Annotated in this window: 21 protein-coding genes; 12 read left to right on the forward strand and 9 right to left on the reverse strand. The window is 33.2% G+C overall.

Features of this window, described 5'->3' with window-relative positions:
- Nucleotides 1-46: 46 nt before the first annotated feature.
- Both AMQ68_RS08550 and AMQ68_RS08555 read right to left on the reverse strand, forming a co-directional pair.
- The gene (locus AMQ68_RS08550; protein WP_054510225.1) at nt 47-781 is read right to left on the reverse strand and encodes a LytTR family DNA-binding domain-containing protein; all 735 of its coding nucleotides are present in this window, start codon (nt 779-781) and stop codon (nt 47-49) included.
- 53 nt (nt 782-834) lie between these two features.
- Nucleotides 835-2,613 (reverse strand): histidine kinase, encoded by a 1,779-nt coding sequence (locus tag AMQ68_RS08555; RefSeq protein WP_054510226.1) that lies wholly within the window; start codon nt 2,611-2,613, stop codon nt 835-837.
- A 178-nt stretch (nt 2,614-2,791) separates the two neighbouring features.
- On the opposite strand from AMQ68_RS08555, the gene AMQ68_RS08560 reads away from it, so the two are divergent.
- From AMQ68_RS08560 to AMQ68_RS08575, 4 genes are all read left to right on the forward strand, one after another.
- Nucleotides 2,792-3,145, forward strand: a complete 354-nt coding sequence (locus AMQ68_RS08560; protein WP_054510227.1) for a hypothetical protein — start codon at nt 2,792-2,794, stop codon at nt 3,143-3,145.
- Nucleotides 3,146-3,268: 123 nt separating this feature from the next.
- Nucleotides 3,269-4,198: an SIMPL domain-containing protein gene (locus AMQ68_RS08565; RefSeq protein WP_054510228.1), complete on the forward strand. Its 930-nt coding sequence runs from the start codon at nt 3,269-3,271 to the stop codon at nt 4,196-4,198.
- Nucleotides 4,199-4,308: 110 nt separating this feature from the next.
- On the forward strand, nt 4,309-4,983 hold the full coding sequence (locus AMQ68_RS08570) for an SIMPL domain-containing protein (protein WP_054510229.1): 675 nt from the start codon (nt 4,309-4,311) through the stop codon (nt 4,981-4,983).
- 159 nt (nt 4,984-5,142) lie between these two features.
- The gene (locus tag AMQ68_RS08575) at nt 5,143-6,738 is read left to right on the forward strand and encodes a DUF4139 domain-containing protein (protein ID WP_054510230.1); all 1,596 of its coding nucleotides are present in this window, start codon (nt 5,143-5,145) and stop codon (nt 6,736-6,738) included.
- Between the two features lie 46 nt (nt 6,739-6,784).
- On the opposite strand, the gene AMQ68_RS08580 is transcribed toward AMQ68_RS08575, so the two are convergent.
- Nucleotides 6,785-7,990 carry an FAD-binding oxidoreductase gene (locus tag AMQ68_RS08580; protein WP_054510231.1) on the reverse strand — a complete coding sequence of 402 codons (1,206 nt, stop codon included), beginning with the start codon at nt 7,988-7,990 and terminating at the stop codon, nt 6,785-6,787.
- A gap of 115 nt (nt 7,991-8,105) precedes the next feature.
- On the opposite strand from AMQ68_RS08580, the gene AMQ68_RS08585 reads away from it, so the two are divergent.
- Together AMQ68_RS08585 and AMQ68_RS08590 are read left to right on the forward strand one after the other, a co-directional pair.
- Nucleotides 8,106-8,486: an STAS/SEC14 domain-containing protein gene (locus AMQ68_RS08585; RefSeq protein WP_054510232.1), complete on the forward strand. Its 381-nt coding sequence runs from the start codon at nt 8,106-8,108 to the stop codon at nt 8,484-8,486.
- A gap of 49 nt (nt 8,487-8,535) precedes the next feature.
- On the forward strand, nt 8,536-9,012 hold the full coding sequence (locus AMQ68_RS08590) for a Dps family protein (protein ID WP_054510233.1): 477 nt from the start codon (nt 8,536-8,538) through the stop codon (nt 9,010-9,012).
- Between the two features lie 40 nt (nt 9,013-9,052).
- Here the strand turns inward: AMQ68_RS08590 and AMQ68_RS08595 are convergent, their stop codons facing one another.
- Nucleotides 9,053-10,246, reverse strand: coding sequence for an MFS transporter (locus tag AMQ68_RS08595; RefSeq protein WP_198408880.1), 1,194 nt, complete (start codon nt 10,244-10,246; stop codon nt 9,053-9,055).
- Between the two features lie 138 nt (nt 10,247-10,384).
- Between AMQ68_RS08595 and AMQ68_RS08600 the strand changes: the two genes are divergently transcribed.
- On the forward strand, nt 10,385-11,245 hold the full coding sequence (locus AMQ68_RS08600) for an AraC family transcriptional regulator (RefSeq protein WP_054510234.1): 861 nt from the start codon (nt 10,385-10,387) through the stop codon (nt 11,243-11,245).
- A gap of 198 nt (nt 11,246-11,443) precedes the next feature.
- Here the strand turns inward: AMQ68_RS08600 and lipA are convergent, their stop codons facing one another.
- Complete coding sequence (lipA, locus tag AMQ68_RS08605) at nt 11,444-12,310, reverse strand: lipoyl synthase (RefSeq protein WP_054510235.1); 867 nt, start codon at nt 12,308-12,310, stop codon at nt 11,444-11,446.
- A 108-nt stretch (nt 12,311-12,418) separates the two neighbouring features.
- Here lipA and AMQ68_RS08610 point away from each other — a divergent pair, with 108 nt between their 5' ends.
- Complete coding sequence (locus AMQ68_RS08610) at nt 12,419-13,051, forward strand: hypothetical protein (protein ID WP_054510236.1); 633 nt, start codon at nt 12,419-12,421, stop codon at nt 13,049-13,051.
- A gap of 127 nt (nt 13,052-13,178) precedes the next feature.
- Here AMQ68_RS08610 and AMQ68_RS08615 read toward each other — a convergent pair whose 3' ends face one another.
- Nucleotides 13,179-13,739 carry an RNA polymerase sigma factor gene (locus AMQ68_RS08615; protein WP_054510237.1) on the reverse strand — a complete coding sequence of 187 codons (561 nt, stop codon included), beginning with the start codon at nt 13,737-13,739 and terminating at the stop codon, nt 13,179-13,181.
- Between the two features lie 591 nt (nt 13,740-14,330).
- On the opposite strand from AMQ68_RS08615, the gene tyrS reads away from it, so the two are divergent.
- Complete coding sequence (gene tyrS / locus AMQ68_RS08620) at nt 14,331-15,626, forward strand: tyrosine--tRNA ligase (protein WP_054510238.1); 1,296 nt, start codon at nt 14,331-14,333, stop codon at nt 15,624-15,626.
- A 65-nt stretch (nt 15,627-15,691) separates the two neighbouring features.
- On the opposite strand, the gene AMQ68_RS08625 is transcribed toward tyrS, so the two are convergent.
- Both AMQ68_RS08625 and AMQ68_RS08630 read right to left on the reverse strand, forming a co-directional pair.
- Entirely contained in the window at nt 15,692-16,738 is a 1,047-nt protein-coding gene (locus tag AMQ68_RS08625) for a fatty acid desaturase (protein ID WP_054510239.1), read from the reverse strand.
- A gap of 395 nt (nt 16,739-17,133) precedes the next feature.
- Nucleotides 17,134-17,577 (reverse strand): hypothetical protein, encoded by a 444-nt coding sequence (locus AMQ68_RS08630; RefSeq protein ID WP_054510576.1) that lies wholly within the window; start codon nt 17,575-17,577, stop codon nt 17,134-17,136.
- A 271-nt stretch (nt 17,578-17,848) separates the two neighbouring features.
- Here AMQ68_RS08630 and AMQ68_RS08635 point away from each other — a divergent pair, with 271 nt between their 5' ends.
- From AMQ68_RS08635 to AMQ68_RS08645, 3 genes are all read left to right on the forward strand, one after another.
- Complete coding sequence (locus AMQ68_RS08635) at nt 17,849-18,487, forward strand: alpha/beta hydrolase (protein WP_054510240.1); 639 nt, start codon at nt 17,849-17,851, stop codon at nt 18,485-18,487.
- A 114-nt stretch (nt 18,488-18,601) separates the two neighbouring features.
- On the forward strand, nt 18,602-19,927 hold the full coding sequence (locus AMQ68_RS08640; protein ID WP_054510241.1) for a PDZ domain-containing protein: 1,326 nt from the start codon (nt 18,602-18,604) through the stop codon (nt 19,925-19,927).
- Between the two features lie 5 nt (nt 19,928-19,932).
- Entirely contained in the window at nt 19,933-20,463 is a 531-nt protein-coding gene (locus AMQ68_RS08645) for a hypothetical protein (protein WP_054510242.1), read from the forward strand.
- Here AMQ68_RS08645 and AMQ68_RS08650 read toward each other — a convergent pair.
- The gene (locus AMQ68_RS08650; protein ID WP_241775091.1) at nt 20,460-21,395 is read right to left on the reverse strand and encodes a L,D-transpeptidase; all 936 of its coding nucleotides are present in this window, start codon (nt 21,393-21,395) and stop codon (nt 20,460-20,462) included. The genes AMQ68_RS08645 and AMQ68_RS08650 overlap by 4 nt on opposite strands.
- Nucleotides 21,396-21,455 lie beyond the last annotated feature (60 nt).

Consider the following 21,455-nt stretch of genomic DNA (forward strand, 5'->3'; position numbering starts at 1 on the left):
GGCGTTTCACTAAGCGAAGATCATAAAAATTTTGAATAATTATTAGTTAAGAAAAAACCTTCAAAAAGTTATCTTTAAAACTTCCGGAAACCTCAATTTCCGTACTATCAGAAAGCGTTGCCGTTCCACTTTTATGGTAAGATTTCACAAAATTGGTATTGATAATATGAGAACGGTGAACTCTTACAAAAGGATTTTCCAGCAAGTCGTCAAAATGCTTTAAAAATCTGCAGACCATCTTTTTGGAACCGTCTGTAAGATAAACCTGTGTGAAATTTCCATCTGCCTGAAGCCTTACAATATCCTCTGTTTTCACGACATCAAAACCTTGTAACGTGGGAAGGATCAATTGCTGTTTTTCAGGTTTCAACTTTAAATTCTCTAAAAGGATCTTATTACGGTTAAGTTCATCTTTATTTTCAATATTTTCTGCGACTTTATTTACCGCCACAATAAGCTCCTGAATGTCTATTGGCTTTAAAATATAGTAACTCGCAGATTTGTTCAATGCCTGCAAAGAATATTGTGAAAACGCTGTAATAAAGATCGTTTCGTAGGAAAATTCTTTGGTTGCTTCCAACACATCAAAAGCATTTCCGAAAGGCATTTCTACATCTAAGAAAACCAGCTGAGGTTGTTTTTCAGCAATCAAAGGAACCGCTTCTTTTATGTTTTCAGCTTCACCTAAAATTTCAACTTGTGGACAATATTTTGTAATGTAGTTCCTCAAAACTTCTCTTGCGATAAGCTCGTCGTCTACGATGATGGCTTTTATTTTCATGTTTTTGATGTTAGATTACAGATATTGAAATTCAGAATTGATTATTCACTTTTTCACAATTTATAACTCACTTCTACCAAAACTCCTGGCTCAGCTTTTTTATCGGTGATTTTACATTGAATATCACGATTGTATAAATCATTCAACAACGTAATTCTTTCCAGTGTATTTTTCATTCCGCGGCCTTCTCTGTTTTTTTGATGTTCTGTCTTTTGCTTTTTACTTTCTTCAATTCCGATTCCGTTGTCTTCTATACTAATTTTTAGATTTTGATCGTCCTTTTCAAAACTTAGTTTCAAAAATCCTTTTGTCGTTCTATATCGTAATCCGTGCCAAATTGCATTTTCTAAAAATGGCTGAACCAGCATTCCTGGAACTTGCAGACTGTGCATATTCAGATTTTCATCAAACTCAATTTCATAATCAAACTTATCTGAAAAACGAGTTTTTTCTAGCGCGAGATAATTTTGGAGCAAATCTAATTCCTGCTGAAACGGAATAAAATCTTCTGTAGAGTTTTCCATCACCCCACGCATTAGTTTTGAAAATTTGGTTAAATATTGATTGGCTTCCAATTCATTATTGGTGGCAATAAAATGATTCACACTATTTAAACTATTAAAAATAAAATGGGGATTCATCTCACGTCTAAGCGACTGTAAGGCAATTTTCTTATTTTTAATCTGAACTTTTTTTAATGTTCTGAAAATAAAAACAATTAAAACCGTCAACACAATCAAAACTCCAATTAAGCTATAATTAAAGAGATTTTTCTTTCGAATTAACTCATCTTTTAATTCTCGCTCTTTTTCTAATTGTGAAATTCTCTGCTCGGTATCTTCCAGAATTTTGTTATCAACCAAACTTCGGTCTTTAGAAACCAAATCAGGCAATTTCCCGAGAAAATCTCTGTACAATTGAACGGAAGCATTTGTATTATTTGAAATATTATAAAGACTGTCTAATCTCTTTACACTTTTTTGAGCTTCCAACGTATGGCCTTTTTCCAATGCAATTCCATAGGCGTTCTTTAAAAGACCAATCGCTCCTTCAGCATCATTTTTTTTAATATAAATATCTGCTAATTCCTGAATTTGGTTGACTTTTTCCTGAGAGTTATCTTTAACAAAATCTTCTTTCAAGACTTTCTTTTTAGCCTCAATTGCTTTATCAAAGTTTTTATTTTCGACATAAAAGTTGGTCAATTTCTGATTGATTTCCAATGCTTGTTGAGGTGCTCCTTTTTTAGAAACCTGATAGGCATTATTCAAATTTTCTTCAGCTCTTGGAATATCTTTTTGCTGAATATTTACGTCTGCCATTTGGCTGTAGCTCGCTGCTAGATCTTCTTTTTCACTCTCCTTTTGGTTAATATCAATATTATTTTGAATGGCTTCTGCCTTCATGTCCTGCGAAGGAGCAGATAGTCTTGCCGCATCGTTAGAATTAACGGCTTTACTTTTTGATGAATAATTAAGTTCCGCAGCCCTGCTATAATTATTGATTGCCGGAGTGATTTTATTTTGCTTTTCCTGCGACTGCGCCAGTTTTCGGGTTACTTTTTCGATATTGGGTTTATCGTTAAGTTGTTCATAGATATTTTTAGACTTGATAAAATACTCTTCACTTTTTGGAAAATTACCATTATTGAAAAAGGAGTCCCCAATATTATAGTAGGAATCTGCTTGTGCAGGGAGGTCTTTACTATCCACTGCTTTTTTAAGCTTTTTAGTTTGAGTCACAACTTCCTGTGCCACATTCGTGGTTTGAGAATAGACTGTATTCCCAAAACAGAGCAAAAAAAGGAGGGTAAAAAGCTGAAGTCTTTTCATAAAACAAAGATATACATATATATAGTTTACTCAAAGACTATTCACCAAGTGAAATTGGCTGTTCACCAAGTTTCATACATTAAAAAACTGATATAAAGCCATTTAGTAAAACAAAATTGAAACTGCGTTAACATTCACAGAACCAGCTTTCCTTACATTTGTAACACACCCAATTATTATGAAAAAAATATTTACGTTCTCTTTTTTGTCTGTTTTATTGCTCCAAAGTTGCTCATTTCTTGAACAAAATAAATTCATTGAAACAAAAGTAATTTCAAGCGACCTCAACGAGCAAATCATCTACAAATTTTACCATACGGGAATTAACAATTATAAGGTTGATTTTTATTCTGTGCATCAATCCGATTCTACAAAATTGTTTGAGCATTTTATAAAAGACGCCGTATTCAGTTCAAACCCTTATACCATTTCACAAAGTCAAGATGAGATCATTATAACCAATCAATTATTTTCTAAAGAAAAAAAATTAATTACCCGAAACGGAAAGTCTATTATTTTGACGAATAGATAAAATAGATCCGCATTTGTAATTGAACAGAAATGCTCACCAAGTGAAACCTTCTGTTCACCATTTTTTCAGCTTTTTCAAATGATTACGTCATTAAGTTTGTGCCATAATTTAAACTTAATCATTATGAAAAACATTTTTATTTTAAACCAAAAACGATTATTCTTAGTAATTATTACAGCTTTTGCTTTCCTGAATACTAAAGCTCAGGTAGGTGGAAATCAGGTTTACAAAAGCAGAAGCTACAACGAACAACGAGTCAATAAAACCTTTAATGATCTTTTTGATTATTCTGTGACTGATTCTACCGTGGTAATTCAGGCAACAGTGTTATTGAATAAAGTGGCGGATAAATATAAAATTACGCTTGGTGTAAATGAAGAAGCCGCAACTCCAAAAAAGTCAATTGAAAATATTAACAAAAGGATTAATGATTTCATCAATAAAATAGCCGTAATCGGAGTAAAAAAGAATGAGGTATTTGTTGATTTTATTTCACAGACAAAAATTTATGACTACGAGATCTCAAAAAATCAGAATATGGCTACCCAGAAAAATAATGGTTTTGAAATTAAAAAAAACGTCATCATCACGGTAGATCAATATTCAAAAATTGAAAAACTCATTTACGAAGCTTCCGATTTTCAAATTTATGATGTTATAAAAGTAGATTATATCAATACCGATATTGAAAAAATCCAAAAGGATCTTTTAAGAGAAGCCTATTCTGTTTTAGACAAAAAGAAAGACAACTACTTTGCCTTAGTAAAAAAAGAAATCATTGGTCTGCCAACCGTTTCCTCTAATTTTTCCTATGTTTTTCCCAAAGGTCAGTATCAAAATTATACCGCTTATGAGTCTTCAGATGTAGATTATATCAGAACAAGTAATGAATCTTTCTATAAAAAAGAGCTTAGAAAAGGGAAAACCTTTTACTATGAAGGAGTAGATTATTCAGATTTTGATAAGATCATCAATGATGAGAATCCTGAAGTAGGAATACAATACATTATGAATATTTCGGCAAAATATGATGTAAAGAAAAACAAGAAATAGCTGAGTCAAAACTTCACCAAGTGAAAACCCAATTTCACCAAGTCTTCCGATTTCAAACTTTAAATGTGGCTAATTTTACTCTAGAAGTTTACAATTTAAAACAAGAAATTATGAAATTAGGACATTTTTTAATGATCGGATTATTAACATTTGGAAGTCTGATCAATGCACAAGAAATTAAGAAAAATGCAATTGAAGTAACAGGAGTTGCTGAAATGGAAGTAGAACCGGATGAGATCATCTTTGACATCGGCATTAAAGCTGATAACAAAAATCAACTCGCAGACAATGAAAAGTTATTATTTGAAACATTAAAAAAAGATGGAGTAAAAAATGAAGACATTAAATTTAAATCAATGTATCAGAATCTTTACTCTAAAACGACGAAGTTCACAAAGAGTTTTCAGTTTAAAGTAAATACAAAAACCAATGTGAGTAAGCTTTTTGAAGATCTGAACCAAAAATGGGTAAGCAATTTGAATATCGCAGAAATCAAGAATACAAAAATTGCAGATTTTAGAAAGATCGTTAAAATAAATGCATTGAAAGCTGCCAAAGAAAAAGCAGATTATCTATTGGAAAGTATGGGTAAAAAGACAGGAACACCGCTTGAGATTGTAGAAATTGAGGATTACATGAGCGATTCTGTTGCTCCTACTGCTTACAAAAGTATGAGAAGCAATATGCAGATGGAAGCTGCCGATGCTGCGGTAGATTATTCTTTCGATAACATTGAAAACATCAAGCTGAAATTCAGCATCAAAACCAGATATGAGATTCTTTAATTAACAGATTTAAGAGTTTAAGAGACAGTTCGAAAGGGCTGTCTTTCTTTTTTTAGTTAGCTGCGTATTTCACCAAGCCAACATCCCATTTCACCAAGTCTTCCCATTTTCGGGCTTTAAAGTAAATAATTTTACGATAAGAATTTAAAGCAATACCCTATGAAACAATATTTAATACTACTCATTTTTTCAATCTCCTTTTTCAACGCTCAGGAAATTAAAAAGGAAATTGATGTGAAACAGGCTACCCTATTTTTGCAAGGAGCAAAGGTGTTCGGAAGTACGAATGTAAATTTAAAGAAAGGACAAAACATCGTAAAGATCATCAACCTTCCCAATGATCTTGATGAAAATACGTATAAAGTAAATCTCGAAAAAAACACAACGCTTCTTTCGATCACGCCACAAAGCAATTTCTTAAAAAATGATGAATTGTCTGAAGGTGAAAAAAAACTGGAGGTTGAAAGAAAAAAACTGCAGAGACAGGTTAGTCTTTTAATGATTCAGATCAACAACTTATCTGGTGAACAGAATATTATTAATGATCATTTAAAAATATCAGACAGTAATAAAGTGACTCCACAGGAACAACTGATTAAGCTCACCGAGTTCTATAGAAAAAGAATGCTTGAGATTGATAATAAGGTGTTTCTTCTCAATGAAGAGAAAAGTGTTTTAGACGAAAGTATAGCTAAGATCAACAAACAATTTGCGGAAGAACAGACTCATAAAAACACCAATAAAAAAGAACTTTTACTTGAGATTTTAGCAGATAACGATATAAACCTGGATTTAGGAATAAGCTATATTGTTTCCAACGCAGGCTGGATTCCTTCTTATGATCTGAGAGCCGAATCTACAAAGAAACCGCTGGAAATGGTTTACAAAGGAAAAATTTATCAGAAAACCGGACAAGACTGGAACAATGTAAAACTTTTTGTCTCTACGTACAGACCATCGTATAACCAAAACAGACCTATTTTATCTTCGCTTTATGTTACAGAATACAAAGCTTATGATCCGCAAACGGAAGTTGCTGATTACAAAATGAAAAAGGTTTCGGCGGAAGTTAATTCCTATCAAATGAGAGAAGATGCGGCAAAACCGAGCCAAATTCCTGTGGCGACTGTTTCTGACAGCCAAATGAATGTAATTTATGAATTGAAATACAATCAAACCATCGTAAGTCAGGAGAAAGAACAATATGTAATTCTTGATAAAAAACAAGTGGATGCAACTTATAAATATCACACTGTTCCTAAGCTGAATAACCAGGTTTTTCTGATGGCTTTTATTAAAAACTGGCAAAACCTCAATCTTATTTCCGGGGAAGCCAATATTTATTTTGAAGATAACTATATTGGCAAAACCAATATAACAACCTATTACGTGAAAGACGAGTTCCCAATTTCTCTTGGTGTAGATGAAAGAATTAATGTAAAAAGAATAAAACTGGAAGATAAAACCTCTCAAAAGAACTTCAATACCAATAAATGGGAGACAGAATCTCACCAAATAAGCATCCGAAATAATACCAAAGACAATATAGAACTGGAGATCCTTGATCAGCTTCCTATCAGTGAAAATTCTAAAATTTCAGTAAAAACTTTAGAAATCGGTGATGGAAACCTTGACGAGAAAACCGGAAGTATTCTTTGGAATAGAAAAATCGGCAGCGGAGGTTCTGATAAAATTAATTTCTCCTACGAAGTGAAATATCCGAAAGACTTGCAAATTCAATATTACAGCAGATAACTGTATAAAACTTGGTAGCTTCAAGAACCTCAGCTACCAAGTTTTTTTATCTTCCAAACTTAAAATACCTTGACAAAAGGTGTTTTTTATTTTTCATAAATTGAGAAGCCATTTCCATTCCTGTGACAGAAAAAGTGATTCCGTTTCCTCCGAAACCAAGAACGAAATATGAATTTTTAAATTTAGGATGTTCCCCAATATACGGAAGTCCATCTTTTGTTTCTCCGAAAGTTCCGGCCCAGACAAAATCGGTATAAAAATGATAATCGGGTTTTATTTTATTTAGCACTTTTAGAATTTCTTTTTCTTTTTTGTCGAGTAAAGCATCACGCTTTTTGGGATCTTGGAAATCTTCATCTCCGCCACCAATCAATAGTCTGCCGTCATCGGTTGTTCTCATATAAATATATGGATCATCGGTATTCCAAACCAATGTGCTTGTTATGTTCTTGAATTTATCGTGGTCTATTTCAGAGACCATTGCGAAAGTGCTTTTTAAATCAACAAAGTTTTCTTTGATTAAATTTTTGCTTTCATATCCAATACAATAGATGATTTTCTTTGCTTTTATCTGAGGTCCGTTTGTTGTCGAAACCAAATTATACCCCTTCAAATATTTAACAGATTTCATTTCTGTTTTATCAAAAATTTTCAATCCTTTTTTTACATTTAAATCAAATAATTCATGGGCAAATTTAAAAGCATCAATACTCGCTCCCTGCTTTGAAACAATACCTCCGAAAGTATTTTCAAAACCGAATGTATCGAGCACTTCTTTAGATTCCAACCATTTCACCTCAAAACCTGCTTTTTTTCTGGCTTCAAATTCCTTTTTCAAGCCAACTACATCTTTCTTTTTTGAGGCAAAATACAAAGACTTTTTACGTTTAAAACCTGCTTTTGACTTAATTTTCTGAGTCAATTTTTCCATCTTATCAATGGAATCTGAACAGGCTTTATAGCTTTCTACCGCTCCTTTCTCTCCTATTTTCTTTATCAATTCATACAAAGGAACATCTATTTCGTATTGCAACATGGATGTTGTGGCTGAAGTACTTCCGTTACAGATTTCCCGTTTATCAATAAGTATTGTGTTGTAGCCATCTTCAATCATCTGATGGGCAATTAAGCTTCCCGTAATACCGCCTCCGATAATTAAAACATCACATTCTTCATCAGATTTCAAGGAAGGATACGAGGTCATCAATCCGTTTTTCAAAAGCCAAAATGGTTCGTTAGATTTTAAATCCATATTAATATTTTAAATCAGTTATAGCAATAATTATGACTTTTTTAACTATTTACCATTATTTATGGTTTAATTATTGTTGCTTACTATAATCCAAAACCACACTAAAATTAATATTATGATAACGATCATTCCAGAAGCTCCGGAAAATGTTGCGGCTTTTAGTGCCACCGGCGAAGTAACAAGAGAAAATTTTGAAAATCTTGTAATTCCTCATGTAAAAAAGAAAGTTGAAGAGTTTGGAGAGCTTAATTATCTACTCTATCTCGATACAGATCTGGGTAATTTCACTCCCGGAGCATGGCTGCAAGATATGCTGTTAGGGCTAAAAAATCTAACGAAATGGAACAGAGCCGCCATTGTAACGGATAAAGAAGGTGTACAAAACTTCACCGATATTTTCAGCGTTTTGATGCCTGGTGAATTCAAATCTTTCCCAAAAGAAAATCTGTACAATGCTTTGTATTGGTGTAAAAACGGAAATGAAGTCGAAGTTTAATTTCAAATATTTCACCTAATCATCAACACTCACTAAAAAATTAAATAATATGAAACCCAATTTAGGTATTACAGACAAAAATCTGAAAGCTGTTCATGGTATTTTAAACAACGTTCTTGCGGACGGAAACATCCTTTATATCAAACTCAGAAAATTCCACTGGAATTTATCCGGAGATAATTTTATGGAACTTCATCTTCTCTTTGAAGAACAATATACTGCTGTTGCCCAAAGTATTGATGATGTTGCCGAAAGAATCAGTACATTAGGAGGAATTGCCATAGGAACAACTTCTGAATTTGCAAGCCAATCTCAATTAAAAGAAACTCCGGGAAAAGTTCCTACCAACCAAGAAATGCTGAAAGAATTGGTAAGCGATCATGAAACAATTGTAAGAGCTTTAAGAAAATTTGTAGATGACACGGATGAAAAATACAAAGACGCCGGCACCTCCGATTTCTTAACAGAACTGATGCAGGAGCATGAAAAAATGGCTTGGAAGCTCAGAAAATATTTCAAAGATTAAATCTAAAATAAAAAAGAGAAGCAATTGCTTCTCTTTTTCGTTATTTATCACATGGAACGCATTCCACATTGAGTTGTTCAGGTTTTGATGATCGATACAAATACATATATCGGATACTTACTATTAATCCTATAAACGTCATTCCTACTCCTACCAATGAAGGGTAATTGAATGAAAGACCATGCTCCAAAGGAATTCCTCCAAAGAAAGCCCCCATTGCATTCGCAATATTAAAAGCTGCCTGCATAAAAGCTGCTGCCATCATTTCGCTTTTTGGCGCTGCTTTCATCATCATAATGTTAATAGGCGCCGCCACAGACATTGATAAAGCACCACAGATGAACGTTAATCCTAACGCTACACTTTGATATTCAGAAAGGAAAAATACACCAGCCAATGAAGTCATCATTAAGAAAAGCAATAATGAACAGGTTTTTTCCGGGCCTAATTTATCGGATAAAAATCCTCCCGCTAAATTCCCAACAACCATTCCGGCTCCTGCAAGAACCATTACATATGCCATCTGGCTACTTTGAATTCCCGCAACCACAGTCATTAAAGGAGTAATATAACTAAACCAAGTAAATAGCCCACCAAAACCAATCGCCGTAATCATTAATACCAACCACGCTTGTTTCCCTTTAAGAAATTTCAATTCTTCCAGGAAATGGGTATCTTCATTTTTATCCATCGCCGGAAGCCATAGTTTTAATGCCAACAAAGCCACTAAACCAATCACAGCCACAATGGCAAAATACCATCTCCAGTTGAAGGTATGCCCTATATAAGTTACCAAAGGAACCATCGCAAGATTAGCAACCGTAAGCCCCGTAAACATCAGGGATATATAAAATGCTTCTTTCCCTTTTCCTGCCAGCCTTGAGGCAACAACAGTTCCTACTCCGAAAAATGCCCCGTGCGGTAAACCAGACAAGAATCTGATGATCAACATCGAAGTATAATCTGGTGCTATAGCCGATAACGCATTGAATATTGTAAAAATAACCATCAATGCAATCAATACTTTTTTAGGCGGAAATTTCACAGAATATCCAATTAATATAGGTGCTCCGATCACCACTCCCAATGCATAAGCAGAAATTAAATGCCCTGTTTCCGGAATTGTAATTTGTAAACTTTTTGCAATATCAGGCAACAACCCCATCACCGTAAACTCTGTAGTTCCGATCCCCAATCCACCTATTGCAAGTGGAATTATCCTTTTATCAATCATCCCGATATTATTTAATATTTTGAAAGTGCAAAATTCGAAAGAAATATTCGTTTTTACTTCCACGTGAATGATTAAAATTTGCTCCGTATTAACCTTTTTGTTTAAATTTAAATCTATAAATAATCAAAACAGAACCAAATGAAAATTCAGAAAGAAATTATTGAATTTGAAAAAGAGCGATCTTTCAAACTCTTTTCCCCTTCCCTGAAAAACTGTTTTTTCTGGCATTATCATCCTGAAATAGAATTGGTTTATGTAGAAGCATCCAATGGAATTCGGCATGTGGGGAAAGATATTTCAGGTTTTACAGAAAGTGATTTGTTATTAATTGGTTCCAATGTTCCGCATCTTAATTTTGATTACGGTATCCAAACCGAATGCAAACAGTTGGTTTTACAAATGAAAGAGACCTTTCTAAAAGATCTTATTCTTCCCATTCCCGAATTTGAAAACATAAAACGTCTTCTTGAAAGATCTTATCTTGGTCTTTCTTTCTCAGGAGAAACGAAGAAAATTGTGGTTGAAAAACTACACTTCATTAAGGATAAAAATTCTTTTGAATCTCTGATTGGTTTCATTGAAATTTTACAAATATTAGCCAACTCAACCGAAGTGAAGGAACTCAACAGTGAAGATACCCGAATCAAATGGTTTTTGAATGATAAGATCAGAATGGGAACAATCTATGATTATATCGATGAAAATTATGATAAAAAGCCTAACGTGAACGAAATTGCAAAGATTGTAAGTTTAAGCACTCCAGCTTTCTGTCGGTATTTCAAGAAACAAACGAATATGACTTTCACCGATTTTGTGAATAATTACAGAATCAATCAGGCTAAAATGTTTTTACTGAAAGATTATTCTGTTACTGAGGTTTGCTTTCAGGTGGGTTTTGAAAGTCTTTCTTATTTCAATAAACTATTTAAACAACATGTGGGAGAAACACCTTCTGCATTTAAAAAGAAACATTTGAATAAAATTGAAGGGATTATTTAATTTTGACTTCATTACTAATGGAGTCTTTATACATCAAGTTTGTCATTTCGGAAGAATCTAGACTTTTACTTTACTTTGTTGAGATTCCTCTGGAATGACAAACTGGGTGATAAAAATTGTGTTTGAGATTGCTTCGTCGTTTCACTCCTCGCAATGACAATAAAAAAATCGCTCCGAAAACGAAGCGATTTATATTTTTTAGTGAATATGTTTTTCTGCGTGGTAAGAACTTCTTACAAGAGGCGAACTTTCAACATGTCTGAAACCTAAACTTCTTGCAAAATCTCCGTATTCGTCAAACTCTTCAGGCGTAACAAACTGTTTAACAGGTAAATGTTTTTTAGTAGGCTGTAAATATTGACCTAAAGTGATCACATCTACATTTGCATTTCTGATGTCTTCAATTGTTTGAAACACCTCGGCTTTCGTTTCACCTAGACCAAGCATCATCCCAGTTTTTGTTCTTTTTTGTCCTGCTTCTTTCAAGTATCTTAAAACCTCAAGGCTTCTTTCATATTTGGCCTGAATTCTCACTTCTCTTGTCAGACGTTTTACGGTTTCCATGTTGTGAGAGATCACTTCCGGAGCTACATACACTAATCTGTCAATGTGTTTTGTTAGCCCTTGAAAATCAGGAATCAGAGTCTCCATGGTAGTTCCAGGAGAAATTCTTCTTACAGCATTTACGGTTTCGCCCCAAAGAATAGAACCCATATCTTTCAAATCATCACGATCTACAGACGTAAGAACGGCATGTTTGATCTTCATTAATTTGATTGAACGAGCTACTTTTTCAGGTTCATCCCAGTTTACATCCATTGGTTTTCCGGTTTTTACCCCACAAAATCCACAACTTCTTGTACAGATGTTTCCTAAGATCATGAAAGTTGCTGTTCCTTCTCCCCAACATTCGCCCATATTTGGGCAACTTCCACTCTGGCAAATCGTATTTAATTTATATTTATCAACCAAAGTTCTCAATTCTCTGTAATTCTTTCCAGTAGGAAGTTTTACACGAATCCATTTTGGTTTTTGAACGGTAGTATCTTGAACTAAATTTTCCATTTATTCCTCAAATTGAGGTTCAAAGTTAAGGATTTTTTTATCGAAACAATCAAAGACCGACATTGATAGAACAGATAATTTCGTAATTTTAAACTTCAAATATTTCTTATGAAGATTACATTTTGTGTTCTATCTCTTATTTTCAGTACGCTTTGCTTTGCTCAAAAAGAATTTCAGCCTAAAGGTTCTGTAGCTATTGAAACTGTAGATGGCGATTTGGATGGCGACAAAATTCCTGAAAAAGTGATTGTTTATAACCTGAAGGATGGTGGAGAACTTGGAAATGTAAGAGAAATTCAAATTCTGAAAAAAGTGAATGGAAAATGGACCGTTTTAGAAAAGTCTAAAAATGCCATTTTAGAAAGTAGCGCAGGAGGAATGATGGGTGATCCTTATCAAAGTACAACCATTAAAAATGGTATTTTAATTATTGAGCATTATGGAGGCAGCAGTTGGAAATGGGGGAATACAGATAAATACAGATTTCAAAACGGACATTTTGAATTAATTGGCTATTCTTCATCAAGTGGCAGACCCGGAGATTATTTAACGGATGTTGATTTTAATCTTTCCACCGGACAACTTGATTACAAACAAGAAGTTCATAATACCGCAGAATACGGAAAATCTAAAAAGGAAACGTATATAAAAAAAGGAGTGAAAATTACTCTTCAAAATAGAAATCAGGAAAAACAAAGAAAAATTATACTTCCTAAAACGAAGGAGACTGTTTATTTCTAATCTGGAAAATACACATTAAGTTCAGCATTCCATAGGAATCTAGACATATCTTTTATTGTTAAGCTGCTTAGATTCCACGCTTCACTTCGTTTCGCTCTGAATGACAAACTAGATCTTAAAAATGTACTTAAATATCTTCAAACTCATTATTTTTCAATAATTCAGCAAGAACTTTTTTAGCACGCATTACTCTAACTTTCGTATTGGCAACAGAAATACCCAATTCTTCTGCAATTTCTTTGATACTTTTTTCTTCAAAGAATCTTAGCTTGATAATATCCTGATAATTGGCATCTAAAGATTCAATGGTTTTGATGATCTTTTTTTGCTCTTCATTGGAGATCATCAGCTCTTCGGGAGATTTTGCATATTGATTTTTTACCTCATCCAGATTTTCGGTTGGATCTTGGTTTTCTCTGCTTTTTTTCCTCCAGAAATCGATGATTGTGTTTTGCGCTATCGTTAAAATCCAAGTTTTAAACTGAAAATGTGGATCAAACAGATCTAGTTTCGATAGTACTTTGGAGAAAACATTTACCGTAATTTCATCTGCATCATTTTCATCCCCTACTTTCTTCATCACAAAAGAGAAAACATCCACCCAAAAAACATTAATGAGTTTGGTTTGAGCTTTCTGATCTTTTTCCTTGGCTTTGTTGATGAGCAGGAATAATTGTTCGTCGTTCATTACTAACAAATATAATTTATTTTAGGTAAAAAGGCAAATGTGTGAATTTGATTTAATTTGTGAAGAAAAGGCTTCGACTCCGCTCCATGACATCGCTACAAATTGGATGTTTAGTATTAGAAATATCAAGCTGAAAGAGCATTTAATTCTTTATCAGCGTATGAATTTTATTCAGAGCGAGTCTTAGTTTAATTAAATGCTTTCTCTTTTTCTAAAGATATTATTTTTCTATATGCAAATCTAAAGGAGCGGAGTCGAATCCCCCCATTACATTTTGTAGAATCTATTTATTCATAAAAAAATAGTTTTATTTATTCAAACCTCACAGGTTTTCAAAACCTGTGAGGTTTAGATTTGCCAACATAGTCCGCGACAAACTTTGTATCGAACATGATAACTTCATAAGAACGACCACAATCCTAGCCCAGATTGCAGAGAAAATCCTTTTTTGAAAAAAAAGATTGTAACGGAAAGCTGGAAATTGCTCCTAAAAATTTTAAATTTTAAATGATGAGTTATGAAAAATGAACGGTTATCTATTTACCATCGAATTTATTATCTTTGCACATTAAATTTTAAAGAAAAAAATCAATGAATTCCTTTATAGAAGAACTAAAATGGCGTGGTCTTTTTGCCGATATGATGCCCGGAACCGATGAACAACTGAATAAAGAGGTAACTACTGCATATATTGGTTTTGATCCAACTGCTGATTCTTTGCATATTGGAAGTCTTATTCAGATAAAAATTTTAGCACATTTTCAACAGCACGGCCACAAACCAATTGCTTTGGTAGGTGGCGCTACAGGAATGATTGGAGATCCTTCAGGAAAATCTGCTGAGAGAAATCTTTTGGACGAAGCAACCCTTTTACATTATGTTGATTGTTTGAAAAACCAACTTTCAAGATTTTTGAACTTTGATGGAAACGAGCCTAACCAAGCTGAATTAGTGAATAACTACGATTGGATGAAAAATATTTCGTTCCTAGATTTCGCTAAAAATGTTGGAAAAAACATCACGGTAAATTACATGATGGCGAAAGATTCTGTAAAGAAAAGACTTTCCGGAGACGCTGGTGTTGACGGAATGAGTTTCACAGAATTTACATATCAATTGATTCAGGGATATGATTTCCTTCATTTATACCAAAACAATAATGTGAAACTTCAAATGGGAGGTTCTGACCAGTGGGGAAATATCACAACAGGAACAGAATTGATCCGTAGAAAAGCACAAGGTGAAGCGTTTGCATTAACCGTTCCTTTGATCACAAAAGCCGATGGTTCTAAATTTGGAAAATCTGAAAGTGGTGAAAATTACTGGTTAGACAAAAAGAAAACTTCTCCGTATAAATTCTACCAATTCTGGCTGAATGCTACGGATGATGATGCTGAAAGATTCATTAAATTCTATACGTTCTTAAGCAAAGAAGAGATTGATGCTTTAATTGAAGAACACAAAACGGCGCCACATGAAAGAAAACTTCAAAAGAGATTAGCGGAAGAAGTTACGGTTTGGGTTCATGGAAGAGAGGAATATGAAAAAGCTTTAAAAGCTTCTGAAATTCTTTTCGGACGTTCTACGGCTGAAGACTTGGTAAGTCTTGATGAAGAAACTTTCTTGGAAGTTTTTGACGGAGTTCCACAAAAAGAAGTGGCAAAAGCTGATGTTATAGGAATCAATATCGTTGATTTACTTTCTGAAAAATCAGGTTTCCTAAAATCTAAAAGTGAAGCGACAAGAGAATTGAAAGGAAATGCAATTTCTATTAACAAAGAAAAAGTAAGTGACACTTACACCGCTAACGAAGCTGACCTTATTGACGGTAAATTTTTACTGCTTCAGAAAGGAAAGAAAAGTTACTTTATTGTAAAAGTTATTTAATCATAATACAAAATAGCAGCATCAGGATAAATTCTCATGCTGCTATTTTTTTCTCCTATTATAGACTATTTAGAGTATTCTCGAAAACGATTTGCTCTTTTGAAAGTCCCCAAATCATTAAACCGAACACCATATTTTCTCAACACTTCCAATGCCTGCTTTCTTCCGATATGGCGAACATAAAATGTCTCATTTACCACAAAGTGATGGATACTGTGCGTCCAGCCAAAAAAGAAACAAAATAACTGCATGGGGAAAGTCCACCAAACATTAAGCACCTGTGTTTGTTCAATAACATTCCCTTCTTCTACATCTCCAAAATAGTGCATATTAGAGGTTATAAAGTGTAAACAGAATTGGCGTAACAGATTGGGAAGAAGAATCGTATAAATAACTACATGTAAGCTTTTTACTATATTTTCAATATAAGATGGTAAACTTAAATCTGTCATAAACTGTATATTTAACCATTTCAATAACTGATCTGCAAAAAAGAGATACAATATTACATGCGCTAAGATGGTTAAGGGTAACAAACTTAAAAGTGCAAACCGTTTTAATTCTGTAGAAGTTTCCTTCTTAAGGTTTCCGTTCTTCACTTCACCATCCATATCGCTGAATAGACGTTGAATACGAAGCATCCCACCCAAAACAACATCAGCGGTCATCAATAAACGCTTTATAGACCATTTTTCACCATTAGCCACACCACCTTCTTCCACATCATGTAATGTTCCTGAAAATTTATGATGATGATAATGCAATTTTCGTCTTATCCAAGGATTTATGGTCAATGGACGTAGTATCCAAACACCGAAAAGCATAAAGTGATGCATTGTCTTTTTTTTCTTAAAATAGAGCCAATGAATGAGATCATGCTCGATTTCATGGAGAATTCCCATAAAAAAAGCATTCACAATAATCATTAACCAAGTTGGCACAATAGCTTTATACCAACCAACGGATGTAGCAATAATTATTATAACTGAAACTAAAAATATTGAAAACCCAATAAAGTCTTGATTTTTTAATAGAGGATATTGTTCTTTAAGCTGTTGATAGGATTGATTGATCTCCTTTCTAATTTCTCTTGATTTCTCTTGATATTTCATGATGTATTGATTTATTAACAAATATAACACTTACACAAATAATACATTATAAATCAATACAATAATACGAAATAGCAAAATATGATAGTTCTATTTACATATCCTATTTATTCAAAAACAATAACCAAAATTTATCAATAAAATGCTGTATGACACAGAATTCTGATCCGTATACAATACCAGAGAGAATGAATGATATTTTAAAAACAAGAATTTGATATCAATTACTATGAAATAGAAACTTCGCTCAGAATCAAATGTATAAACAAAAGGAAATCAAACTGAAAATGTATGAAAACAAAAAACCAAAGCAAAATAACTTTGCTTTGGTTTAATTATTTATTTTGTCCTTTAATCAGTATCCGATTTTCAGGACGAATCAATATATTTACTTCTTATAATTCTAAGAAACTATATGCAAGAGCAAGGCTTTTTGTTCCCTTCCCTACGATAGTATCTGTCTTTGCAATTTCTCCGTCTACCCAAATATTGATAATAAGTTTAGAATCAGTATTTAGAAGTTCTGCATTAGCTCCTAAATTTAGTTGCGCCTGGCTTGAGTTTACAAAAAACTCACCGCTTGTCCAAACTAAACCTGTAGGATTAAAAGTGTTCTGCTGACTAGTTCCTACCTGAGTAACAACGGTCTTGAAATAACTAATAGGAGGAGGTGCAGTAGTACCGCCATGAACTATTTTTGCTTCAAACTGAACAACATGATCTGTGAATTCGTCTTCATCTTTATCTTTACAAGAATTCACTACAGAAATTGTAGAAAATAATATGATAAATAAAAAGGAAAGTCTAAGTAAACTCTTTAGGTTGTAAAATTGCTTCATTTCTCCGAATAGATTTTTTAATGTTCCAAATATAGGTTTTTTATCAATATAAAAATAACTTTTATGAAAATTTTCTAACAAAAAATTCTAATCAATATCAAATTAATAAAATACGCTATCAGCATCCTATTATTATACTTATTCCCTTTTAAACAAGGCTCAAACAACTATATATCAATCGTTAAACACTATTTTAATTGGCTTATTATTTTAAATTAAATTAGTGAAAATATACGATTTTGTAATATAATTTATTCTTTATCTTTGTTGTATGAATTTAGATTACATCGTAAGAGAACCTGAAAATATTTCATCAAATACGCCTATTCTCTTTATGCTTCACGGGTATGGAAGCAACGAACAAGACCTTTTCAGTTTTAGAGAAACTCTTCCGAATGACTGGATCATTGTAAGCTTCAGAGCGCCCAGAGACACTCAGTTTGAGGGATATTCTTGGTTTGATATAGATTTTAATAATCCTGAAAATTTCATAGATACAGATCAGGCAAAGGAATCTCTAAATGCTGTATTAGAAAACATTCTTAAAATTGTAAATAATTATGGTTTAACGGAAAGCAAGACTCACCTTTGTGGTTTTAGCCAAGGAGGTATTCTTTGTTATGCTTTAGCGTTAAAATATCCTGAAATGTTCAACTATGTAGCATGTTTAAGCAGTTTTCCTGAAGAAAAATTGCTTGATCATATTATAAAAGACAAAAAGAAATTAGAACACCTTAGATTTTTTGTTTCTCACGGAAGCGATGATGCCGTTATTCCTTTAGAATGGGGAAGAAAAGCCGCTGATCTATTATACGATCTGAGTTGTTACTTTACTTTCAGAGAGTATATGAGCGGACATGGTGTCAATCAAAAAAATTATATGGATCTAATGGAATTTTTCTCAAAGTAAATCACTTTTATTGAAAACAAACATTTTAACAAGATTCATTATAAAATATTCAAACATTCTCAAATGAGAATGTTTTTTTTATTCCAATAGGAATAATTTCACTAAATTCAGTAAATGAAAACACTCTATTTTATTATCATTTTATTCTTAAGTATTTTTGTAAATGCCCAAAATTCTTTTGAAATAAAAGATGCTAAAAAAACGGTGGTTCCCTTTAAGTTTATTAATAATCTAATATTTATTCCGGTTACTGTAAACGGTGTTGAACTTAATTTTCTACTCGATACCGGCGTTGCAGAAACCATCCTTTTTAGCTTAGAAAACAAAGATATACAACTGAGCAATGTAGAAAAAATAAAATTTTCCGGGCTAGGTGGAGACCTAAGTATTGATGGATTAAAGTCTGAAAACAATGTAGGAACAATTGGTAAAGATTGTATTAATAAATCAATGACTATTTTCATTATTGTAGATCAGGAATTTAATATTTCTTCACATGTAGGAATTCCTGTCAATGGAGTTATTGGATATCATTTATTTAAAGACCATCCTATTTCAATAGACTATATTACCAAAAAAATAACCATTTATAACGACCGTAATCTTTTCCAAAAAAAGCGTAGAAAATTTGAAGAACTTCCTATAACGATTGAAAAAAGCAAGCCTTACATCTATGCTGATATAGAAATGACCCGCGAAAAGAAAAGTTCAAAACTGTTGATAGATCTTGGAAATAGTGATCCTATTTGGCTTTTCCCTGCTCTTATTAAAGACTTTGTTTATAACAGACCGAATATTGAAGATTTCTTAGGAAGAGGGTTTAACGGAGATATTTACGGTAAAAGAAGCAGAATCCATAATTTCTATCTTGGTGATTTTAGGTTTGAAAAACCACTTACGGCCATGCCTGACGAATTTTCCATTCAGCATGTGCATTTAGTAGAAGATAGAAAAGGGTCTGTCGGAGGTGAAATCATGCGCCGCTTCGCAGTTGCTTTTGACTATCCCAATCAGAAATTGTACCTAAGAAAAAATAAAAACTTCAATGATCCTTTCCATTTTAATATGAGTGGACTTGATTTTAAGCAAGATGGTCTTCAATGGCAGGAAGATCTGGTAAAAATAGAAACGACTAAATTTAACACCTCATTCACTGAAGTTACTGCTGCTAGTGATAAATTTCAATATAAATTTGCCTTAAAACCAATATTCTTAATTTCCGGGGTAAGAAAAGATTCACCAGCCGATAAAGCAGGATTAAAAAAAGAGGATCAAGTATTGACCATCAACGGAAATAAAACGTCAGAAATGACTTTAGAAAAGATCAATGAGTTGATGAAATCATACGAAGGCAGAACTATTAATATTGGGATACAGAGAAAAACAGAAAAGTTGACCTTAAGCTTTGAACTGGAAGACCCTATCCCCTATCAAGAATAAGAATTATGCAAACTGAAGAAACTACATTAGATAAAATAAGAACCCGTCCAAGATTCAAAATGTTTACCCATTTGACTAAGGAAGAATATGCCGAAAGTTTAAAAAAATACTTGGCAGATCATAAAGAAGAATTTTCCGGGAATATCAATAAAGAAGTCGCCACCATCTGCGTAGAAACTAAATATGATAACTATTGGAAACCCAGATTATCTTTAAGAATAGAAATAGAAGATGACCAAACTGCTATCCGAGGTGTCTTTGGCCCCAGTTCAGCAGTTTGGACATTTTTTATGTTTTTATATTTCTCTTTTTCAATTTTTTGGATGGTTTTCTTCACGATGTATTATGTAGAAAAACAAATCAAAAGTTTTGAATATCCATGGGCATTGAATGCCTCATTTGTAATGATTCTTTTTATTATTTTAACCTATGTTGCCGCAAGGTTCGGACAAATCAAAGGCAAAGAAGAAATGCAGAAACTCAGACGATTTGCTGAAGAATCTACATTGCAGTTTGAAAAAATTCAGAATATTTAAGGAGCTAAAGTTTTAGGATTCTCCGGCATTTGCTCTATTTGTGCTTTTGCCGCTTTCATAGAATCTACTACTTTCTCTCTGTTAGCCTGCTCTTTTAGAATCTTCTCAATATTGGGTTCAATAAGCTTGCTCATTTCTTCCACCGAAATATTATTAGAATTAGGATCATCCAATAGCTTTTTCCATGGTTTTCTTGCGCCCCATTTATAATCTCCAAATACCATAACGGCAGTTCCTTTCGCTTTTGTAGTAGCCCCTCCAGGATTCAGAACCCATGTATCAGCATAAGAATATAGCCATTGTGCATCTTTCATTAATAATCTTAAGCATGAATGTGATGCCGGATATCCGGGAAGATCATATTGGTGCCATCCGATACCACCTGTATTAAAAATATTGAAGTTATATGGTAATTTCCATTCGGTGCTTACCGAAGAAATGGATAATTTTTTCTTCCAGTTAGCAAACGTAAGACCTCGTGTTGTCTGTGCTGCTTTTTTTCCCATACTTGTTGGGCCCCATTTTACCAAACTTCCGTTAGAATACACTCCGTAAGCCTGAATCGGGTAAGAGAAAATAACAAACTTTTTCACGCCACTCAAAACATCCATCTGCATTGGAAAAGGTGAATAAGCCATCAATGTTGTATCAATTTTTGCGGGAACTACCAACGTATCGGCATTCCATTTATTTTTCGAATCTAACCTGTTTAACGCTAAAATAGCATAACGTTCTTTCTCGCTATATTTTTTGCTGAATTGAGAGTAAATAGAATCTCTCATTTTCTTATCCTTTGGAAGGATAAATGCATTATAAAAGCCTGTTTCCTGCATAGTAGGAGGCACAGATTCTTTCATTACTACAGAGTCTTTTTTTATGGAATCTTGTTTTACAGCAGGAGCTTCTGTTGTGGAGCTTGAGCTGTCTTTCAAAGTGTCGCTAATTTTTTCAATTTCCTTTTTACATGAAACTAAAAACAAAGCAAATATACA

Origin of the sequence: Chryseobacterium sp. ERMR1:04 (assembly GCF_001297705.1) — a bacterium.
In the GTDB taxonomy this organism is placed as follows: Bacteria; Bacteroidota; Bacteroidia; order Flavobacteriales; family Weeksellaceae; genus Chryseobacterium.